This is a genomic window from Acinetobacter qingfengensis (genome assembly GCF_008693185.1).
GTDB lineage: Bacteria > Pseudomonadota > Gammaproteobacteria > Pseudomonadales > Moraxellaceae > Acinetobacter > Acinetobacter qingfengensis.
This window is the reverse complement of the sequence record NZ_VXKN01000004.1, coordinates 1-18,631: the sequence shown is the minus strand read 5'-3', so window position 1 is coordinate 18,631 and position 18,631 is coordinate 1. Positions and strand designations below refer to the sequence as shown.

Sequence of the window (18,631 nt, the reverse complement as noted above, 5' to 3'; positions counted from 1 at the left end):
TTTCAAGGGCTGATCATAAAAGTATAAAATGTTTAAAGATTCTGCTGTCGCCATAAAGTCATATCATTGCCTGAGGGTGCCTGATAAGCACGTAAACCAAATTCTGTGATGATGGCAAACAAATGATCAAAAATATCCGACTGAATATTTTCATATTCTGCCCAAACTGTAGTCGTGCTAAATGCATAAATTTCCAAAGGCAATCCTTCAGCAGTTGGCTGCATTTGCCGAACCAGTAAGGTTTGATTTTTTGCAATACCGGAATGATGACGTAAATAATGCAATATATAGGCACGAAAAGTCCCCAGATTAGTTAAACGGCGCTGATTTAAACTGTCTTTAAATTGCTCATTCCATAACGTTAGCTCTTTATCTTTTTCATCCAGATATTCTTCGAGTAAAAAGAAATGTTTGAATTTTTCCAATTCGTTCTCGGTAAGAAAATGAATACTGGTCTGATCAATAAAAATGGAACGTTTAATTCTGCGACAACCTGCATCAGCCATTCCACGCCAGTTTTTAAATGTGTCTGTCACCAGCCGATTAGTTGGAATGGTGGTATAGGTCTTATCGAAATTACGCACGGTTACTGTATGCAGGGACATATCTATAACATCACCATCAGCCCCCAAGCTTGGCATTTCAATCCAGTCGCCGATTCTAATCATGTCATAAGATGAAATTTGTACGCTGGCCACCAATGATAAAATTGTATTTTGAAAAACCAGCATTAACACTGCGGCCATTGCACCAAAACCGGCCAGTAGGGTAAATACATCTTTTTTCAGAAATGTTCCCAGAATCATTAAGCCACAGACAATAAACAGAATCATCTTGACCAGTTGTAAATAACCTTTGATCGGCTTATTTCTAGATTTTGGGTTACGTTGATAAATTAAATTAAAAATATTCAGACATTCTGCAATCGATAAAGCAATGGTCAAAAATATCCATGCCTGTGCCAACATTTGTACAATTTGTACAATTTTATCGGTGAGATGTGGCACGGTTCCAATACCGTTCAAAATGATTAAAGCCGGAATAATATTGGCAATACGCCGAATCACACTATGATCAGCAAAGATGTCGTTATTGGTTGAAGGAAAAACTTTACCGATCAATCGGTGTAAGCCAACAATCACAATTTTTTTGGTGACAAAATAGAGAACACAAGCCACCAGTAATAAAATAAATAATGAACTCAACATCTCTAGCCAAGGATATTGATCGACCCAGTCATTTATTTTTAACCACCATTGCTGCAAAATATTCTCCTTATTCCATTTCATCATGACGTTTCATCCATCCTATACTAATGGATATTTATGACCAGCCAAAGATGAAACACATAAGTATGAAAAAACCATAACATACAAACAGCACAACAAAATTTTCTATAGGCCATCACCTTGAATACCCAATAAACAATCTGTTGTTTAGCACATTACGAAGCAATGGACAAAGATGATCATGACCGTTTTATCTTTTTATCCAAAAAACTTAATTATTATCAGCTTACACTCTAAAACCTATTAAAAAATTTTACATTGATTGCTTGTTACATCACAAATAGTTGCTGAACCTGTTGTCAAATTGCTGGTTGATGCTCTTGGCATTGTACTAGAAGTGTTAGGATTTATTTCGGCCAGTGTCAATAAAGCTTCGGCGATTGACTGTCCAAAACGCTGATAAGCACTTGCAGTAAAATGCACGCCATCAGCACGAGCTTCCCCCTGCTTAATCAATCCTTTCATGGAGCAATTACCGCCCATAGCATGTTGCCAATCCCAAAATAAGGTTTTTTCTGTCTGCGCAACCTGTTTTTGCATCATTTGAAATGCAGTCAATTGTGTTGGTCGTATCCCACATTGCTCAGCTGTTGATTTCAGACTTTCTGGTGCAGAAACAAGCATTACCGAACTTTGTGGGCTTGCACGGCGAATATCTCGAATTTTATTGATTAAAATCTGTCTCTGCGCAGCCACATCAACCTGATTATTATAAGCCTCATTGGTGCCATAAGCCAAAATTACTAAATCTGGTGCAATTTTCTGCATTTCATTTTGCCATTGATGATTCCAGCGGTTCCAATGGCTTAGTTCTGCACCATTTATACCCAATGCAGAAACCACAACGCCTTGACCAGATTCGTTTTCAGCCCACCACCCGGCGATTGCGGAATGCTCAGTATGATGTGCAGTAATGGTAAATGGTAGTTTTGCCACAAACTGGGTTGTCTGCCATTGGCCATTTTTAACAGGGGCTTCAATGCTAAAGTTACGCCCATTGGCATCTACACCGGTAAATGCAGCATCATTGACTGCCTGTCTTAAACTCACAGTGATTTTCTGCGGTTGTTCAATTTGCTTGGCTTTAATGGTGAGTGTTGCACCGTCATACCGGGGTATAGCCAAAAAACCACCAAGCGTATAATTTTCGTCCTGACGACTTCGGCTGGAAACCGCTAACCAGCCAGTATTGTCATAACCATATCGTGCCAATCGCTGCCCAGTAAAATACATTGGCATTCCCCAACCCATACCACCATTACCCAAAGTCTGCTGCAAACGTACCCTTAAAGCATCCGTCATTACATCAGCAGCAGTATGCGAATCGCCGAATTGAACAATATGCACCTGATGGTTTTTCAAGGCTTGAATTAAATGTAAAGTGTTGGGTTCATTAAAATTACTGAGATCATTTGCAAAAGTTGAGTGACTGATGATTCCAATGAATAACGCTGTCAGTGTTAATTTGGTATTTATCTTCATCTTCTGCAATCTGCCTTCGATTTGTTAATTTAAAATTTTAAAATGTCGCTCAATCACTTGTGCAATGGTTTTTTGTCCATCTGGAGAAAAATGTATGCCATCCGCACTGCGCATTTTAATCGAATTATTGCCCTGAATAAGATAATCACTGTAGATATTATGTTTGTCACCTACGATCAGGCGACTATCGATATAATATGCCTGATGTTTTTTGACCTCATCAGCAATCACCTGTGTTAAATATGTCATCTGTGTATTCAGCAAATCTTTACGCATATTAGGTGGACCTACCCACATCACACTGACATGATGTTTCTGTGCATCCTGAAGAATACCTGAGATTCTGGCACGATATTCTGTTTCCCATTCCGGAGATTGAAATTTTAACGCAGCGCCACCTTGAGGATTGGAAATATCCCACGGATCATTTGGACCTAAAAAGATCACCATCACTTTAATATTGGCATTACTATTTAAAGTATCCCGAATAGTTTTCGGCCAGTCAAAAAAGCTGGGATAGGTTAAACCTGTACTTTGTTTACTTAGATTTACCGTCTTAATGGCAAAATTTTCTTGCAAATATTTTTGTACCCACGGTGCCACACCCTGCATCATGGAATCACCCGCAAAAAATACCTGATCATTTTTGCCCAAAGCAAACTGATTTTGTAGCGCCAATAGCGCTTTTGTTTGTGCTTCTTGTGCTAATCGGATTTGTTCCTGTCGATTTTTTTCTACTAAATACTTCTTGTACTCTGGTGTGTAAGCATATTGTGCATTAAAGTTTTCTACAAACCGCGCATTGACCTGTGCAATACCAACCTTTGCATGATCATCTGCCTGATACAGTGTCGTGCCAATCTGCTCACCCAACTGCCACCATGCAAACCGATTTAAATACAACAATGGACTATCACGATGATACGTTTGCTGAACGTAGGCATTCACTGAATTTTGCATGATCCATATTCCCATCACCGCAAAACTCAATAAAATGATAAAGACATAGACAAAATCATAAAAATGAGAGCTTTTTGGTTGTGGTTTGGCCTGAATCTGTTTTATTTCAAGCTGTGAACCAAGTATATTGGGTTGATTAGAAATTGGCATAAATAAATCCCGGAATACCTGATGGTGCACAAATCACGATCACGATAAAAACAATAAATAAAGGAACAACCAACGCATAACGAGGCAAATGCTGCAGATTAAGTTTCAAATAGTGAGGTAACTGCCGAACAAACGGATAAATAACCCATGCAATTAACAACAAACTAAGTAAATACAAAGGATTATCAGAAAATTGCACATTGATATAATTGCTCAATAAGGCGTGGAATACATCTATAGCATCATTAAAGGTTTTTGCTCGAAAGAACACAAAAGCAAAACAGACAAAATGAATGGTGATAAAAACACTCAAAACCTTGCCCAATAATCCGGAACGGTAAACAGTATCTCTGGCCTGTTTTAAAGGTACTTTAAATATTCGCGCGTAAATTTTGTCTGAAATATTCAAGATAACCAGCGCCAAACCATGAAATAGTCCCCACAATAAAAAATTCCACGTAGAACCATGCCAAATTCCTGACAGAACCATTGCACTGAGCAGATTTATTTGTGTACGCGTAAAACTGCCACGACTCCCACCCAAAGGAATATAAATATAGTCCCTGATCCAGGTGGATAAACTAATATGCCATCTATCCCAGAAATCGCGAATATTATGTGCCAGCAAAGGCGCTCGGAAATTCACAGGTAATCGCAAACCTAGCAATAAACCAAAGGCAATCATCATGTCGCTATATCCAGAAAAATCCAGAAACAGTTGCACGGTATAACCATAGATGGCAGCCAATACCTCCAAACTGTGATATTGCATCGGATTGGAAAATACAGGGTTGACCCAATGATCAGCCAGATAGCCAGCCAACCACCATTTTTTTGCCAAAGCCAGCGCAATCAATAAGAATGCCAGTGTAGGTGTCAGAATTTGACGTTTTTCCTTTTGGCGTAATTGAGGGCTTAATCCACAAGGTTTTCCATAGATATCGGTCAAACCTTTGGCACTTTGCGCCCGGGCAATTGGTCCAGCAGTAATGGTGGCAAAACAAGAAAAATGCAGTAACAACTGAGACAGATTAAAACGCGGGACGTCCACTTCATTACGATAACGGCTGACTAGATAGCTAATGGCTTGAAAAGAATAATAAGAAATACCCAAAGGTAAAATCAGATTTGCAGCCAGTCCTGAACTATCTAACTGGAATTGTTGCAGCACAGCGGCAATCTGTGGCTTAAAAAAATCATAATATTTAAAAATACCTAGATTCAGCACAGTGAACACAATGCCGCAGCTTAACCAGAGTTTTTTATTATGTTCAAAACGATCCATCGCAATTGATAATAAAAAAATAAGTAGTGTAAATACAAACAACATTCCAACAGCTAATGTACCTGCCATGAGATAAATCAGGCCGTAACTTGCAAGAACAAGTAAAAAATTCTGGAATTGAGGTTGATGACGACACGCCCAATACAGACAAAAAAACACCAGAAAGAATAAACCAAATTCTATCGATAGGAACGAAAACATGGGCATGTACTGTGGGAAAATTTCTGCAAAATATTAGCATTTATGAATTTTATTTTACATCATGTTGTTTTTCTGTGAGCATTTTTAACACAAGTATTTATTTTTTTATTTCTATATTATTCAATGCATTATAAAAAAACTTTTAATAAGTTCAAAATCAATCGTAAAAATAAATCAAGGCTTTAGCATTTAATAACCGTTTAGAAGAGTTAAATAGATATTTTTTCAATTTATAAAAACTTTAGTTTATTCATAATTACACATTAGCCTTACACGATCACAACAAATTTAAAGTATTTTGCCACCTTTTTGAAAAAATTTATTCGTTAAGCTAAAGCAATTTTTTATTGCACTACAAAAACATGACTTTATCGGAATTAAATTATTTTTTATTTCATTTAATCCATACTGATGGAGCCAATCACGATTTATTTCTTCAACCTGCCTTATTTTTTTCACACTATCTCACTACACTGATCATTATTATGCTGCTTGGCGCAGCGATTATATTTAGACATCCTTACCATCTCCTGTTTCTTAAAGCACTGGTCATCACATTATTTGCCTCTGCCATTGGTAATTTATGTGATGATTATTTATATCTTCCTCGACCGTTTACACTTGGTATCGGTATTCCGTTGATTGATCACGATGCCAATAATTCATTCCCAAGCAGCCACATGCTGGTTATCAGTACTATTGCATTATCCTACTTGTTTTCGGCCCAATATAAATTGGGAATCGCATTAATGTTTTGTGCCCTTATGGTCGGTTGGTCAAGAATTTATCTAGGGGTACATTTTCCCTATGACATCATTGGTGCAATTATCGTTGCACTAAGTCTTAACATGCTGTTTTATTATTTAATGCCTGTATTATTACGCCTGAATTCATTACGTAAATTCAGTTTTTTATCACGAATTAAATAACTATTTCAACAATGGCTCCCGAAAGAGAAAGAACAATCTTTCTCTCCCCCAACACAGTAAAATTTGTTATATTTGCTCTCTTTACAGGCAATCTTTTTACTGGTTATGAATACGGCAATTCAACACGCTTTAGCGCAGGCAGTACAGGCGTTACAAACTCAAGACATCCTTCCTCAGGATTGGCAGAATAACAGTGTACTTACACGTACTAAAGACCGTAACCACGGTGACTTTGCCTCCAATATTGCCATGGTCGCTGCAAAGATTGCCGGGATGAAACCACGTGATCTTGCCAAAAAAATTCTGGAAAATTTACCCGCTACGACAGAAATCCATAAAGCAGAAATTGCAGGTCCAGGTTTTATTAATTTCTTTCTTAATGCTGATCAACGTTTTGCTATTCTGGATCAAATTGCCCAACAACAAGAGCAATTCGGACAAAGCTGCATCAACCAAGCCCAAAAAATTCAGGTTGAGTTTGTATCGGCTAACCCAACCTCAAGCCTACACGTAGGACATGGTCGTGGAGCTGCCTATGGTATGACAGTTGCAAATCTATTACGTGCCACAGGTGCACAAGTGGATGGTGAATATTATGTCAATGATGCCGGACGTCAGATGGATATTCTCGCCACATCAACCTATTTACGCTATCTGGAACTACAAGGACAAACACTGGTTTTTCCTAAAAATGCCTATCAGGGCGATTATGTTAAAGAAATTGCCCAAAATATTTTAAATAAAGATGGTGATGCTTACGTCCATACCGTCAGTGATATCTACAAACATGTTGCAGAAGATGTGCAATATGCAGATGAACCTGATGCCAATGGTGATAAAGTCATTCTTTCTGGCGATAAAGAAAAACATATCGATGGTTTGATTGCCAATAGCCAAAAATTACTGGGCGAAAGTTATCGGGTTTTTCATCAGGCAGCGTTACAAGCCATTCTGAATGATATTAAAGATGATCTGGAAGAGTTTGGTGTCACATTTAATCGCTGGTTTAGCGAAGCTTCACTACTGGAAAAAATTGATGAAGCACTTGATACCTTACAGCAACGTGGTTTCTTATATGAAAAAGACGGCAATATTTGGTTTAAATCTACTGAATTTGGTGATGAGAAGGACCGTGTTGTAAAACGCCGTAATGGTCAGACTACTTATTTTGCCTCAGATATTGCCTATCATCTAGATAAATTACAGCGTGGCTATACACATATTGTCGATATCTGGGGTTCAGATCATCATGGCTATATTGCCCGTGTAAAAGCAGCGATTGATGCAATGGGTTATGACTCCAGTAAACTTACCGTTTTACTGGTGCAATTTGTCAGTTTATGGCGTGGTGGCGAGATGATACAAATGTCTTCCCGTTCTGGACAGTTTGTTACCTTACGTGAACTACGTGAAGAAGTCGGCAATGATGCTGCCCGTTTTTATTATGTGATGCGAAAATCAGAACAACACATTGATTTTGATCTCGATCTTGCTGTATCACAAAGCAAAGACAATGCGGTGTATTACATTCAATATGCACATGCAAGAATTTGCCGCATGCTGGACAAAGCCGAAGAAATACATCTTTCTTTTGATGCGAGCAACGCTCGCCAATTTGCTGAAAAACTTAGTCTGGATACCGAAACAGAAATTCTAGCCAAACTTGCTGCTTATCCTGAAGTTATCATTCGCGCAGCTAACGCCTATGAACCTCACCAAGTTGGCAACTATCTCAAAGAACTCGCTGCACTTTTTCACGCATGGTACAACGAAAATAAAGTATTGGGCGACGACCTTGAACTCACACAGGCACGTTTATTATTATCAATAAACGTACAACAAGTGTTAAAAAATGGTTTAACATTACTCGGTGTATCTGCGCCAGTGACAATGTAGAAGATATCTAAGACACTTACAAAAGCTTACTATAAACAGCAGTAAGCTTTAATTGCCACAAACATTGAAAAATCGGTATTCATATCCGATATTTGCTTTACGACATGAGGATCAGACGTGTTTGGTAAAACACAACGAGGCGTATCTGAACGCCCCAAACCCGCAAAAACAAATAAAACTGTCCCTTCATGGCTATGGTTATTTGTACTGATTCTCATGGGTGTCTGTGTGGCAATTTTCTTGTCATTATGGCAACCATGGCAACCTGTCGCTAAAGCCGATCCAAATGCAAACCTGAATGCTGAGCAAGAAACCAACAAAGATTATCGCTTTTATGATATGTTACCAAAGCAACAGGTTACACCAATTCCGGAACAAGCTGTACCGGAACATCAAACACAACAACCCGTCACGGTTATAGAAGCGCCAGGTAGTCAGGATAACATAGCGAATCATGGCGAGAATGATGAGACTGGTGAAAAAACTCCAGTAACACCACGCTATATTTTACAGATAAAAAGCTATCAGGATCCTGACAGTGCAGATGCCAAACGTGCTGAAATTGTCTTAAATGGGCTATCCGCAGATGTGATCATGACAAATGAAGGCAATAAAATCTGGTATCGGGTTATTTCTGGGCCTTATCCAAGTCAACAAGCTGCAGGTATTGCTCAACAAACTTTGCAAAATGGTGGTATAGACTCCATTATTGTCAAACAGGCAGGTTCATGATTGCATGAAGGATCAATCTCAAATTGATCCTTTCTCATTTTTCATATCATCAATTTATCAAAATTTAATCAGTTCTAAATCTTGTTGTCTACTCGTCAACAAGTTTCCAATTATTTTCAAAAAACTTAACTTCCTGAAAATAAATACAATTTCTTATCTATGATTTTTTTATTACATATTTATTGCAAAATTCTTCAAAAAAGCAAAGTGCTGCAATATTATTGTAATATTATCACTTTGTAATAGTCCTATCGTATACAAAACAGGCTTTGGCCAAAATCATAGGGTTCTATTGTGAAAAATGAATACATTCTCATCGTGGATGATGAATTACCAATTCGGGAAATGATCCATACTGCGCTGGATATGGCAGGTTTTCAATGTCAGCAGGCTGGAGATGCCAAACAAGCCCATCAAATGATCGTGGATCAACGCCCTGCCCTTATTCTACTCGATTGGATGTTACCGAATGGTGTCAGCGGTATTGATTTATGTCGTCGTTTAAAGCGTGATGAAAGTTTATCTGAAATTCCTGTCATCATGCTCACAGCGCGTGGTGAAGAAGATCATAAAGTACAAGGGCTTGATGCAGGTGCTGATGATTATATGACCAAACCATTTTCCACTCGTGAACTGGTTTCCCGTATTAAGGCCGTCTTGCGCCGCTCTAATGCATTAAAAGGTGAAAAATCAATTGAAATTAATGGCCTTAGCCTTGATCCTGTCAGCCAAAGAGTGAGCTTTCGAGGTACCGACCTAGAAATGGGGCCAACCGAATATCGCTTACTGGCATTCTTCATGACACATCCGGAGCGTGCTTATACGCGTGCACAATTACTTGATCAAGTCTGGGGAGGTAATGTATATATTGAAGACCGTACCATTGATGTGCATATTCGTCGCTTGCGTAAAGTCCTGGAACCATTTTCTGCGGATCGCTATGTACAAACTGTTCGAGGTACTGGCTATCGCTTCTCTGCACGCATTGATCTTGCTGTAGGCCAACCAGTTGCATGAGTGATTCTTCTTTATTGCCTGATGACCTCAATGATGATTCCGATTCCCAACATGAACGTTATAGTGCGCTAAAAACCTATATTTCTGAAGATATCCGTAAACTGGCACTGATACTGATTATTGCTGGTTTTATTGGTTTGGGTATTAATTATTTTATCCTATGTATTTGCTTGGGATTGATTGTCTTCTTTGCCTTACAACTGCGTTCTTTATATCTAGTTAATCAATGGATCAGCCAACATTCCAATGAACCACCGCCTGATCTTTCCGGTGTGTGGGGTGCACTTCTGTTCAACGTTTACCGTGCCCAGCGCCGTGAGCGTACTATGCAGGCGGAAATGGTTGGGCTAATTGATCGGGCACAATCATCTCTGATGGCATTGGAAGAAGCTGTGGTACTGGTTGATGAACAGCATTATTTAGAATGGTGGAATCCGGCAGCAGAACGTTTATTAGGTCTAAAATTTGGTGATCGAAAACGCCCAGTGCAAACCATCATGCGTAATCCTGAATTCATTAAGTATTTTAATCATGTCAATGATTTTCCAGATGGTCTAGTGATTGAATCCTCGCTGGCAGCAGGGCGTTATACACAAATTAAAATTACACGATTTGGTTATGATAGCCGATTATTGGTTGCCTATGATGTTACCCGCATCCGTAAGCTAGAACAAATGCGTAAAGATTTTGTCGATAATGTATCTCATGAATTACGTACCCCACTTACCGTACTGAGTGGTTATCTAGAAACATTATATGAAAATGATGAAATGCCGCAACGCTGGCGACGTGCTTTTGATCAAATGCAACAACAAACTCGCCGGATGAATGCATTAGTTAATGATTTATTACTTCTGTCTCGACTAGAAAGTGAATCACTGCAAAGCAAAAATCAAATTATTGATATGGCTGAATTAATGAATCAACTGTTTGATGATGCTCAAGGTTATAATACTGAATATGGTCATACACTCAATCTCAATCTTGAAAGCCATAATGATTTAATTGGTTCGGATATGGAGCTAGCCAGTGCTTTTGGTAATTTAATTACCAATGCGATTAAATACACACCACCACATGGTACGGTTACCATTTCGTGGCAGGATCGCGGCGAAGAAGCTATTTTTTCGGTGCAGGATACAGGTATTGGCATTAATTCACTGCATTTACCACGACTAACCGAGCGTTTCTATCGGGTAGATAGTGGTCGTAGTCGTGAAACTGGAGGAACAGGGCTTGGCTTGGCTATTGTAAAACACGTATTGGCGCAACATGATGCATATCTGGAAGTTGAGTCCAAAGAACAGTTAGGTTCAATATTCAGAGCAGTTTTCCCCAAACATCGTTTACATCCACCTGAAAATCCATCAGACCATTTAATGGATGGTGAATAAAAAGTCTACGTGACCTTTATGCAACGTAGACTCTGTAATACTTGGATGATAAATATTTTGTTAATAATCTCTACATCTAACTACCTAGATCGTTTGCCCAATCTGACGGCCCACTTGTACCTCACTATTGGCTGTAAGCTGTGCAGACCATTCGACTTTATTTTTTTCAAACAACACGATGGCTGTTGATCCCAGATAGAAACGGCCTAACTCATCGCCTTTTTCCAATTGCAAAGCATGCTGTTGTAATTCGATATGGCCTGTCGGCTTCACTTTACCTGTAGCCACAGTTTCAATTCCTGCAACAATCATGGCACCCACCAACACCACCGCCATTCGGCCTAAATCGGTATCAAACAAACAGACCATACGTTCATTACGTGCAAATAGATTAGGAATATTTTCCGCAGTGACCTGATTGACTGAATATAATTCTCCCGGCACATATAACGTTTCAGTCAAACATCCTGAAAATGGCATGTGTACACGATGATAATCTTTGGGAGATAAATAAACGGTAATAAATTTACCATCTTCAAATGGTTGTGCCAATTGTGGGTCAGCGATCAATTGTTCTACAGAAAAACTTTGTCCTTTTGCCTGAAAAATTTGACCAGCACTAATTGTACCTAACTGGGAGATTGCACCATCTGCTGGGCTCACCACATGTGTTTCTTCAGGATCAATTGGACGTGTGCCTGCTTTTAATGCACGTGTAAAAAAAGCATTAAAGGATGGATATCGACTAATTTCTTCTGCTTCAGCAATTGATAAATCAATACCATATTTTTGTTTAAATGCATAAATTACGGCTGTTCTTAACAAAGGCTGCTCACTGGCAGCAATTTTACCCACTAAACGGCTAAGTTTATGCTGTGGTAAGATTTTCTGTGCCTGAATAAATGCCTGACTGATCAGTTTTTCGCTGCTGCTCAAAAGGGTTGTTCTCCATTGATAATCGCACTATCAGAACGATTGCCCCACTCACTCCATGCACCATCATAAGCTCGAATTTCCCAATTCAGAAGTCGACCAATAATATATGCAAGCCCTGAGCGGTGATGAGATTGACAATACACCACCACAGGGCGGGATAAATCAAAACCACGTTGTTCCAGTTGTTGCTGAGTACGGGTTAAAGGATGCAATTTTAAATGATCCTGACGATTAATGGCAGTACTCCATTCATACCATTTTGCACCAGCAATATGTCCACCACGTCGTGCAGCCAGACGAATACCTGTATATTCCTGTTCAGTACGACAGTCCCAAAGCTGTACAGCTTGCTGTTCAACCAATGTAGATAGTTCCTCGTATTCTATACGAAATTGTTGCTGTTGCTGGCAGTTGACCTGAAATGTGGCTAATACTGGTGTAATTTCTGTTATTTCTGTGCTGGTAGCTAAGCCAGCAGCCAGCCATGCATGAATCCCACCATTAAGCAAACTGGTTTGATAAAAACCTGCACAATGTAAATTCCAGATAAATCGTCCTGCCCAACCACCGCCTTCATCATCATACACCACAACATGATGTTGTTCTGTTAACCCCAGACGGTCAATTAAAGCCTGTAATTGTTCAGTGTTTGGTAACTTTCCCGCAGCAAACTCTTCCTCTTTAAGTAATTCTTTGGGCTTGACCAAAATTGCATGTGGAAGATGAATTTGCTCAAAAATTGACTCACGACTTAAATCAATAATACGAATATCTGGGTCATCAATAAACGGTACAACCTGCTCAGGTTCAACAAGCAAGCCGAATGGTACAGCAGTACTGGCGTTCATACGTCTAATGATCTCTTGGGATTCCTGAATGGTTTTGATCATAACATATCAATTTTTTAGTGGTTTTTAATTTTTAAGACATCCTTAGCAAAGATGTGCATTAAGCATGCACATCATCTGGAATTTGAAACACCTGTCGAAGGTACGCCAAAAAGGTATCATTATCCGTCATGGTCTTGCCAGGACTATCAGAAATTTTAGCTACGGATTGTCCATTACATTCAACCAGCTTTAAGACAATGTTCAATGGTGTTTGCCCCATATCATTAGTTAAATTGGTACCAATACCAAAACTGACTTGAAAACGATCTTTAAAATATTGATAAAGCTGCCAAGCTTTTTCCAAAGTTAGGCCATCACTAAAAGTCAGCATTTTACTACGGCTATCAATTTTCAGATTCTTGTAATGCTGATAAGCTTTGTCCCCCCATTCATAAGGGTCTCCACTATCATGACGTAAACCGTCAAATAATTTGGCAAAATACAGATCAAAATCCCGCAGGAATGCATCCATCCCCACCACATCGGTCAAAGCAATCCCCAAATCCCCACGGTATTCCTGAACCCAAGCTTCAAGTGCAGCTTTCTGGAAATCACGTAACCGCACATCCAATGCCTGAAATGCCTGCATAAATTCGTGTGCCATCGTGCCAATAGGTGTAATACCCAGTTGCATGGCTAAATAAACATTACTGGTTCCACGAAAAATATTAGGCGCTGCTGATCTAAGGGTTTCAACCACATGACGTTGCCATGTATAACTATAACGACGCCGGGTACCAAAATCAGAAACTAAAAATGGTGGTTCACCAGCAATTTGATGTTCGGCATAATAGCTTAATAATTTTGCCTTTTTTTGAAGACGTTTCTCACCCTCGGCCAGCGCTTCCTCAACATTTAATCGACGAAAATATAATTCATTCACAATTGCTAGAACAAAAATTTCAAAAAATAATGACTGAACCATGGGGCCTTCAATACGAATGCCAAGTTCACCATGCTCATCAATACTTGTCGCAACAAAACGCCGCTTTAATTGAAAAAGTTCAAGATAATCAACAAAATCACTTTTAATAAACCGTAGGCTTCTTAAATATTGTAATTCTTCTTCTTTAAATTTTAGCTGACATAGATCATCAATTTCCTGATCTAATTCATCTTTAATTTCTGCCAAAGGGTAAACTGTTTCATGAGTATTGCGACATTTAAATAAGTGTACACTATGTGTTTGTGGAAATTGGTGCAAAACCACTTGCAACATCGTGAATTTATATAAGTCCGTATCCAATAAGGACTGAATGATTCCAGCCATAGAAATTCCAGTATCTATTTTCTAATGCTATGTTAAAAGTTTCAGTACATTCATTTATCCCATACTGTACGAATGGTACAACACGGAATAAATTGAATGTAATCAGCGTTTACAACTTATTTTAAGGATGTAGTTTCACACCCTAAGCTACTTTACCACCATCTGGACTTTTATGCTGCGCCATTTTGAACGCAGGTCGTTCAGTCAGGCGCTGCAAATAGGCCTGTAAATACGGTAAATCATCCGGTATATGGCTCAATTTGGCTAAACCCTGAAGTGCAAAGGTCATCTGGATATCTGCGAAACTAAACATCGTACCAGCAAAATATGAGTGTTGTGATAAATGTTGTTCAATAAATTGCACATGCTCCAACAAACGTGGTTGAATAAATTTTTGCTTGACCTGTTCACCAACCTGTTTGGTAAATGGCCGGGTAATCAATGGTGTATTTTTACTGCCAAGTTGCGACATCACCAATTGGAAAACTATCAGTGGCATTAAGGAACCTTCTGCATAATGCATCCAGTAGCGATACTGTAATTGTTGTTCCCGTTGTAATGGTTTAAATTGCTGTTGTAAATCGTAATTTTCCTGTAAAAATTCCAGAATCACTGCAGATTCTGCCAATACTAGATCGCCATCTGTCAAAATTGGTGCTTTTCCCAAAGGATGAATTTTTTTAAGTTCTGGGGGTGCAGTCAAGCTTGGCGAACGACGATAATACTCGACCTGATAATCTACTCCTAACTCTTCCAATGCCCATAGAATACGCAACGAACGAGAATTTTCCAGATGATGTAAAGTCAGCATTGAAATATCCTCAATAATTAAAGACTTGGTATCATCTTAAAACGTTCTTTACTTTAATCATGTAAGATATTGTGATTTTTCATGTCAGATTTGCAGTAAAACGGCATTGATTACAATTGTATTTGTAATACTAAGCTTTAGCCTAACGATCACTTTATAATATTAATGTCAGTCAATCGCATTACAGAAATTTTAAGACACAAATATCAAATATAATTTCAACACCATAATATAAAAGAAATCCTCGAATACAAAAGCCTAGGTTTGACTTACTAATTCTTAAGTTTAAAATTTAAAGATAACAAAAGATTACACAAAATATTGAGCTATTTTCTCATCTCATTCGTCTTATTATATAAAAGCAAGGATTTTTGCGATGTGTAGTGAGGCAATTTTTACCCAGCAAAAACATATTGCTTTTTGAACAATGAAATATTTTTTATCCTGTTTTTTTATGCAAAAAAATTTGGGATTCCAACTTAATTTATTAAATTTAAATGGGTGTTTAGGTATAACAATGGTCAACCGTCAAGAAATAAATGATATTCGGGATATTTTGAAAAGAGCCAAAATCAAAGTAACTTTACCTCGTATCATGATTTTTCAAATTCTAAAGAACTCGCCACAAGGCATGACTGCTTATGACATTGAGAATGCATCATTAATGATCAATAATCGCATTAATTTGTCTACAATTTATTCCACGTTAAAATTATTTCAAAATACGGGGCTAATTCAACGCTATAAAATTAATCTTGAGCAAGCCATGTATTCCTTGACTCATATTGACGGCCCAATTCGCATCTGCTGCAAGCATTGTGGCTCAATGGATACTATCAATGACCCACACTTACAACAAACCATTCAAATATTTTGCCAGCAACATCAACTATATATGACATCATATTCTTTAATTTTAAACGTAGATTTTTGCTCACATTGTCAGCAAAAATGTGCATAATCTTTTAAAATATCACCGTGATTTTCTAAGCCATCTAAAAAGAAAATTACGGTTTTAGAGAAGTCTACTTAAATTTTTATAACCGGTTTAATACAAAAAATTTAGAAGTTGAGCAAAACTATTATCGTGTAACAAAGACACTAGATCTAAAAAATTGGGATCATTATTATTTAATGCCAATGATCCCAGAATATTTAAGAATCACATTATCCTAATAATTAAAAAATCAAAAAACTTGGATGCAAGCTATCCATACGATATATTGCTAAAGTAACATCTATAAGCATATTGCCTAGTAATGATGTATTGACAGAAATAGTAACAGAACCAATTATTTTTGTGTTGCCTCAATAAAACGTTGATTTACTGTATTCCAGTTTACAACCTGCCAAAATGCCTTAGTATAATCTGCCCGGCGATTTTGATATTTTAAATAATAAGCGTGTTCCCAAACATCCAGAGCCAGTAGAGGTACACCTTTATCTTCAGCAATATCCATCAGTGGATTATCCTGATTAGGCGTAGAAATCACAGCCAGTTTGCCTTCGGGTGTCACAACCAACCATGCCCACCCAGAACCAAAACGCCCTGTAGCCGCCTGATTGAATTTTTCTTTGAATGCTTCTAAAGAACCAAAATCCGCATTAATTTTTTTCAGCAAAGCTGGACTAGGTACGCCTGTTTTACCTATAGGTGCCAAACTTTGCCAGAAAAAATCATGATTAAAGTGTCCACCACCATTATTCCTTACAGTAGTGTTATATTTAGAAATTTGTTTTTGTAAAGTAATTAAATTAATTTTATCCAATTCAGGATAAGTCTTAATTTGTCCATTTAAATTGTCAACATAAGTTTTATGGTGTTTACCAAAATGAATTTCCATGGTTTGTTGATCAATAGCAGGTTCTAACGCACTTGTTGCATAAGGCAGAGGTGCTTGTTTAAATTCTGCTATTGCCAAAGATGAAGCACCCATAATCCAACTAAACAACAGGATATTTTTTACTATTTTTGAAGACATATCATTATTCCATATTCAGTAACTATCAGGAATGATTATCAATTATATATGAATAAATATCAGCTATTTTTACACATTATTACACGCTGAATTATATTGTTAAATCACTTATCTAAGCTACTGCTCAAGCAATCACTACAAATCTTGCTTAAATAGACAAAAGATTACATGAGAAAATATTTCAAAACTGCAAAAACTTACTAGAATATCTTTGTCTTAAATCTTTTTAATTTAAACATGAAAATTTTCTATTGCTCAAATTGCCAAGCACAAATTTTTTTCCACAATTATATTTGTAATAATTGTCAACATCCTGTGGGCTATGTGCCAGCATTAGAAACTATGATGACTTTTAAAAAAACTGAAAAAGGATGGCAATCACTGGATGAAAATGGACTTTACTTCAAAGCTTGCAAAAATTATCAAGATTATCATGTCTGTAACTGGATGATAGATATTCATGAAAATACTGATTTATGTGAATCTTGTAAACTGACAACAGTCATCCCAGACTTACATGAAGAAAAAAATATTGAATACTGGGCAAAATTAGAAACGGCAAAAAGACGTTTTTTATATATGACTCAGCGATTAAAAATATTTCCACGTGCCAAAAAAAATCCTGATGATCATTTAGGCTTAAGTTTCCAATTCTTAGTACCCACAGATGATCAACCCGTACTTACTGGACATGCCAATGGTTTAATCACATTAAATGCTTTTGAGGCAGATACTGTTTATCGTGAAACAACACGCATTTCTATGGGAGAAAACTACCGCACATTATTAGGACATTTTCGTCATGAAAGTGGTCATTTTTATTTTGATACTTTGGTTCAAAACAGCAAATGGATAGATGAATTTCGGCAATTATTTGGTGATGAACGTATTGACTATGCTGATTCATTAAAACACTATTACGAAAATGGCGCACAAGAAAACTGGCAAGAAAATTATATTAGTGCCTACGCAACCAGCCATCCTTGGGAGGACTGGGCTGAAAGTTGGGCACATTATTTACACATGATAAGTACCTTAGATACTGCATTTTACACGGGAATGTCTATCCAATCCCAACACCCTAATAATCCAGAACTAAAGTTTAAGGATTGTCCGGTATGCAGTGCCGACTTTACACTAACAATAAAGAATTGGTTTGCATTAAGCTACTCTCTGAATGCATTAAATCGTAGTATGGGATTATCAGATGCTTATCCATTTACTTTATCTGATAAGGTTATTAATAAATTACATTTCATTCATCAAATTCTTTTAGAGAATATAAATAAGAAATCAATAGATACAATGAATGGTTTCACATGGAAGAACTAAAATATCGATCATGTTATCTGGAATCATATGCAAGGCTGAGGGAGTATTTAAAATATGGATTTTATTTGGATAAAA

General features: G+C 37.6%; 16 protein-coding genes. 7 read left to right on the top strand and 9 right to left on the bottom strand.

The window, feature by feature from the left end; all coding sequences use genetic code 11:
• Positions 1-32 precede the first annotated feature (32 nt).
• The 4 genes from F4V57_RS06405 to F4V57_RS06390 form a co-directional block, all read right to left on the bottom strand.
• Positions 33-1,289, bottom strand: coding sequence for a mechanosensitive ion channel family protein (locus F4V57_RS06405; RefSeq protein WP_070069103.1), 1,257 nt, complete (start codon positions 1,287-1,289; stop codon positions 33-35).
• A 243-nt stretch (positions 1,290-1,532) separates the two neighbouring features.
• Entirely contained in the window at positions 1,533-2,771 is a 1,239-nt protein-coding gene (locus F4V57_RS06400; protein WP_070069087.1) for a GDSL-type esterase/lipase family protein, read from the bottom strand.
• Between the two features lie 24 nt (positions 2,772-2,795).
• Entirely contained in the window at positions 2,796-3,881 is a 1,086-nt protein-coding gene (locus F4V57_RS06395) for an SGNH/GDSL hydrolase family protein (RefSeq protein WP_070069088.1), read from the bottom strand.
• Entirely contained in the window at positions 3,868-5,367 is a 1,500-nt protein-coding gene (locus tag F4V57_RS06390; protein ID WP_081409159.1) for an MBOAT family O-acyltransferase, read from the bottom strand. Before F4V57_RS06390 ends, F4V57_RS06395 begins: the two co-directional genes overlap by 14 nt.
• 362 nt (positions 5,368-5,729) lie before the next feature.
• Here F4V57_RS06390 and F4V57_RS06385 point away from each other — a divergent pair, with 362 nt between their 5' ends.
• The 5 genes from F4V57_RS06385 to phoR all read left to right on the top strand — a co-directional run bounded on the left by F4V57_RS06385 (position 5,730) and on the right by phoR (position 11,335).
• Positions 5,730-6,296, top strand: coding sequence for a phosphatase PAP2 family protein (locus F4V57_RS06385; RefSeq protein WP_070069090.1), 567 nt, complete (start codon positions 5,730-5,732; stop codon positions 6,294-6,296).
• A 105-nt stretch (positions 6,297-6,401) separates the two neighbouring features.
• Complete coding sequence (gene argS / locus F4V57_RS06380) at positions 6,402-8,192, top strand: arginine--tRNA ligase (RefSeq protein ID WP_070069091.1); 1,791 nt, start codon at positions 6,402-6,404, stop codon at positions 8,190-8,192.
• Between the two features lie 117 nt (positions 8,193-8,309).
• Complete coding sequence (locus tag F4V57_RS06375) at positions 8,310-8,924, top strand: SPOR domain-containing protein (RefSeq protein WP_070069092.1); 615 nt, start codon at positions 8,310-8,312, stop codon at positions 8,922-8,924.
• A 294-nt stretch (positions 8,925-9,218) separates the two neighbouring features.
• Positions 9,219-9,941 carry a phosphate regulon transcriptional regulator PhoB gene (phoB, locus tag F4V57_RS06370; RefSeq protein ID WP_070069093.1) on the top strand — a complete coding sequence of 241 codons (723 nt, stop codon included), beginning with the start codon at positions 9,219-9,221 and terminating at the stop codon, positions 9,939-9,941.
• Positions 9,938-11,335 (top strand): phosphate regulon sensor histidine kinase PhoR, encoded by a 1,398-nt coding sequence (gene phoR, locus F4V57_RS06365; protein ID WP_070069094.1) that lies wholly within the window; start codon positions 9,938-9,940, stop codon positions 11,333-11,335. The genes phoB and phoR overlap by 4 nt, the downstream gene beginning before the upstream one ends.
• An 84-nt stretch (positions 11,336-11,419) precedes the next feature.
• On the opposite strand, the gene asd is transcribed toward phoR, so the two are convergent.
• The 4 genes from asd to F4V57_RS06345 all read right to left on the bottom strand — a co-directional run bounded on the left by asd (position 11,420) and on the right by F4V57_RS06345 (position 15,242).
• Positions 11,420-12,271 (bottom strand): archaetidylserine decarboxylase, encoded by an 852-nt coding sequence (gene asd, locus F4V57_RS06360; RefSeq protein ID WP_070069095.1) that lies wholly within the window; start codon positions 12,269-12,271, stop codon positions 11,420-11,422.
• Positions 12,268-13,119, bottom strand: a complete 852-nt coding sequence (locus F4V57_RS06355) for a sulfurtransferase (RefSeq protein WP_081409162.1) — start codon at positions 13,117-13,119, stop codon at positions 12,268-12,270. The genes asd and F4V57_RS06355 overlap by 4 nt, the downstream gene beginning before the upstream one ends.
• Before the next feature lie 100 nt (positions 13,120-13,219).
• Entirely contained in the window at positions 13,220-14,431 is a 1,212-nt protein-coding gene (pncB, locus tag F4V57_RS06350) for a nicotinate phosphoribosyltransferase (protein ID WP_070069097.1), read from the bottom strand.
• A 142-nt stretch (positions 14,432-14,573) separates the two neighbouring features.
• Positions 14,574-15,242: a glutathione S-transferase family protein gene (locus F4V57_RS06345; protein ID WP_070069098.1), complete on the bottom strand. Its 669-nt coding sequence runs from the start codon at positions 15,240-15,242 to the stop codon at positions 14,574-14,576.
• 517 nt (positions 15,243-15,759) lie between these two features.
• Here F4V57_RS06345 and F4V57_RS06340 point away from each other — a divergent pair.
• A complete protein-coding gene (locus tag F4V57_RS06340) occupies positions 15,760-16,203 on the top strand; it encodes a Fur family transcriptional regulator (RefSeq protein WP_171257522.1) in 444 nt (147 codons plus the stop codon).
• A 331-nt stretch (positions 16,204-16,534) separates the two neighbouring features.
• Here F4V57_RS06340 and F4V57_RS06335 read toward each other — a convergent pair whose 3' ends face one another.
• Positions 16,535-17,224, bottom strand: a complete 690-nt coding sequence (locus F4V57_RS06335; RefSeq protein ID WP_081409161.1) for a superoxide dismutase — start codon at positions 17,222-17,224, stop codon at positions 16,535-16,537.
• Between the two features lie 237 nt (positions 17,225-17,461).
• Here F4V57_RS06335 and F4V57_RS06330 point away from each other — a divergent pair, with 237 nt between their 5' ends.
• On the top strand, positions 17,462-18,556 hold the full coding sequence (locus tag F4V57_RS06330; RefSeq protein ID WP_070069100.1) for a zinc-binding metallopeptidase family protein: 1,095 nt from the start codon (positions 17,462-17,464) through the stop codon (positions 18,554-18,556).
• Positions 18,557-18,631 lie beyond the last annotated feature (75 nt).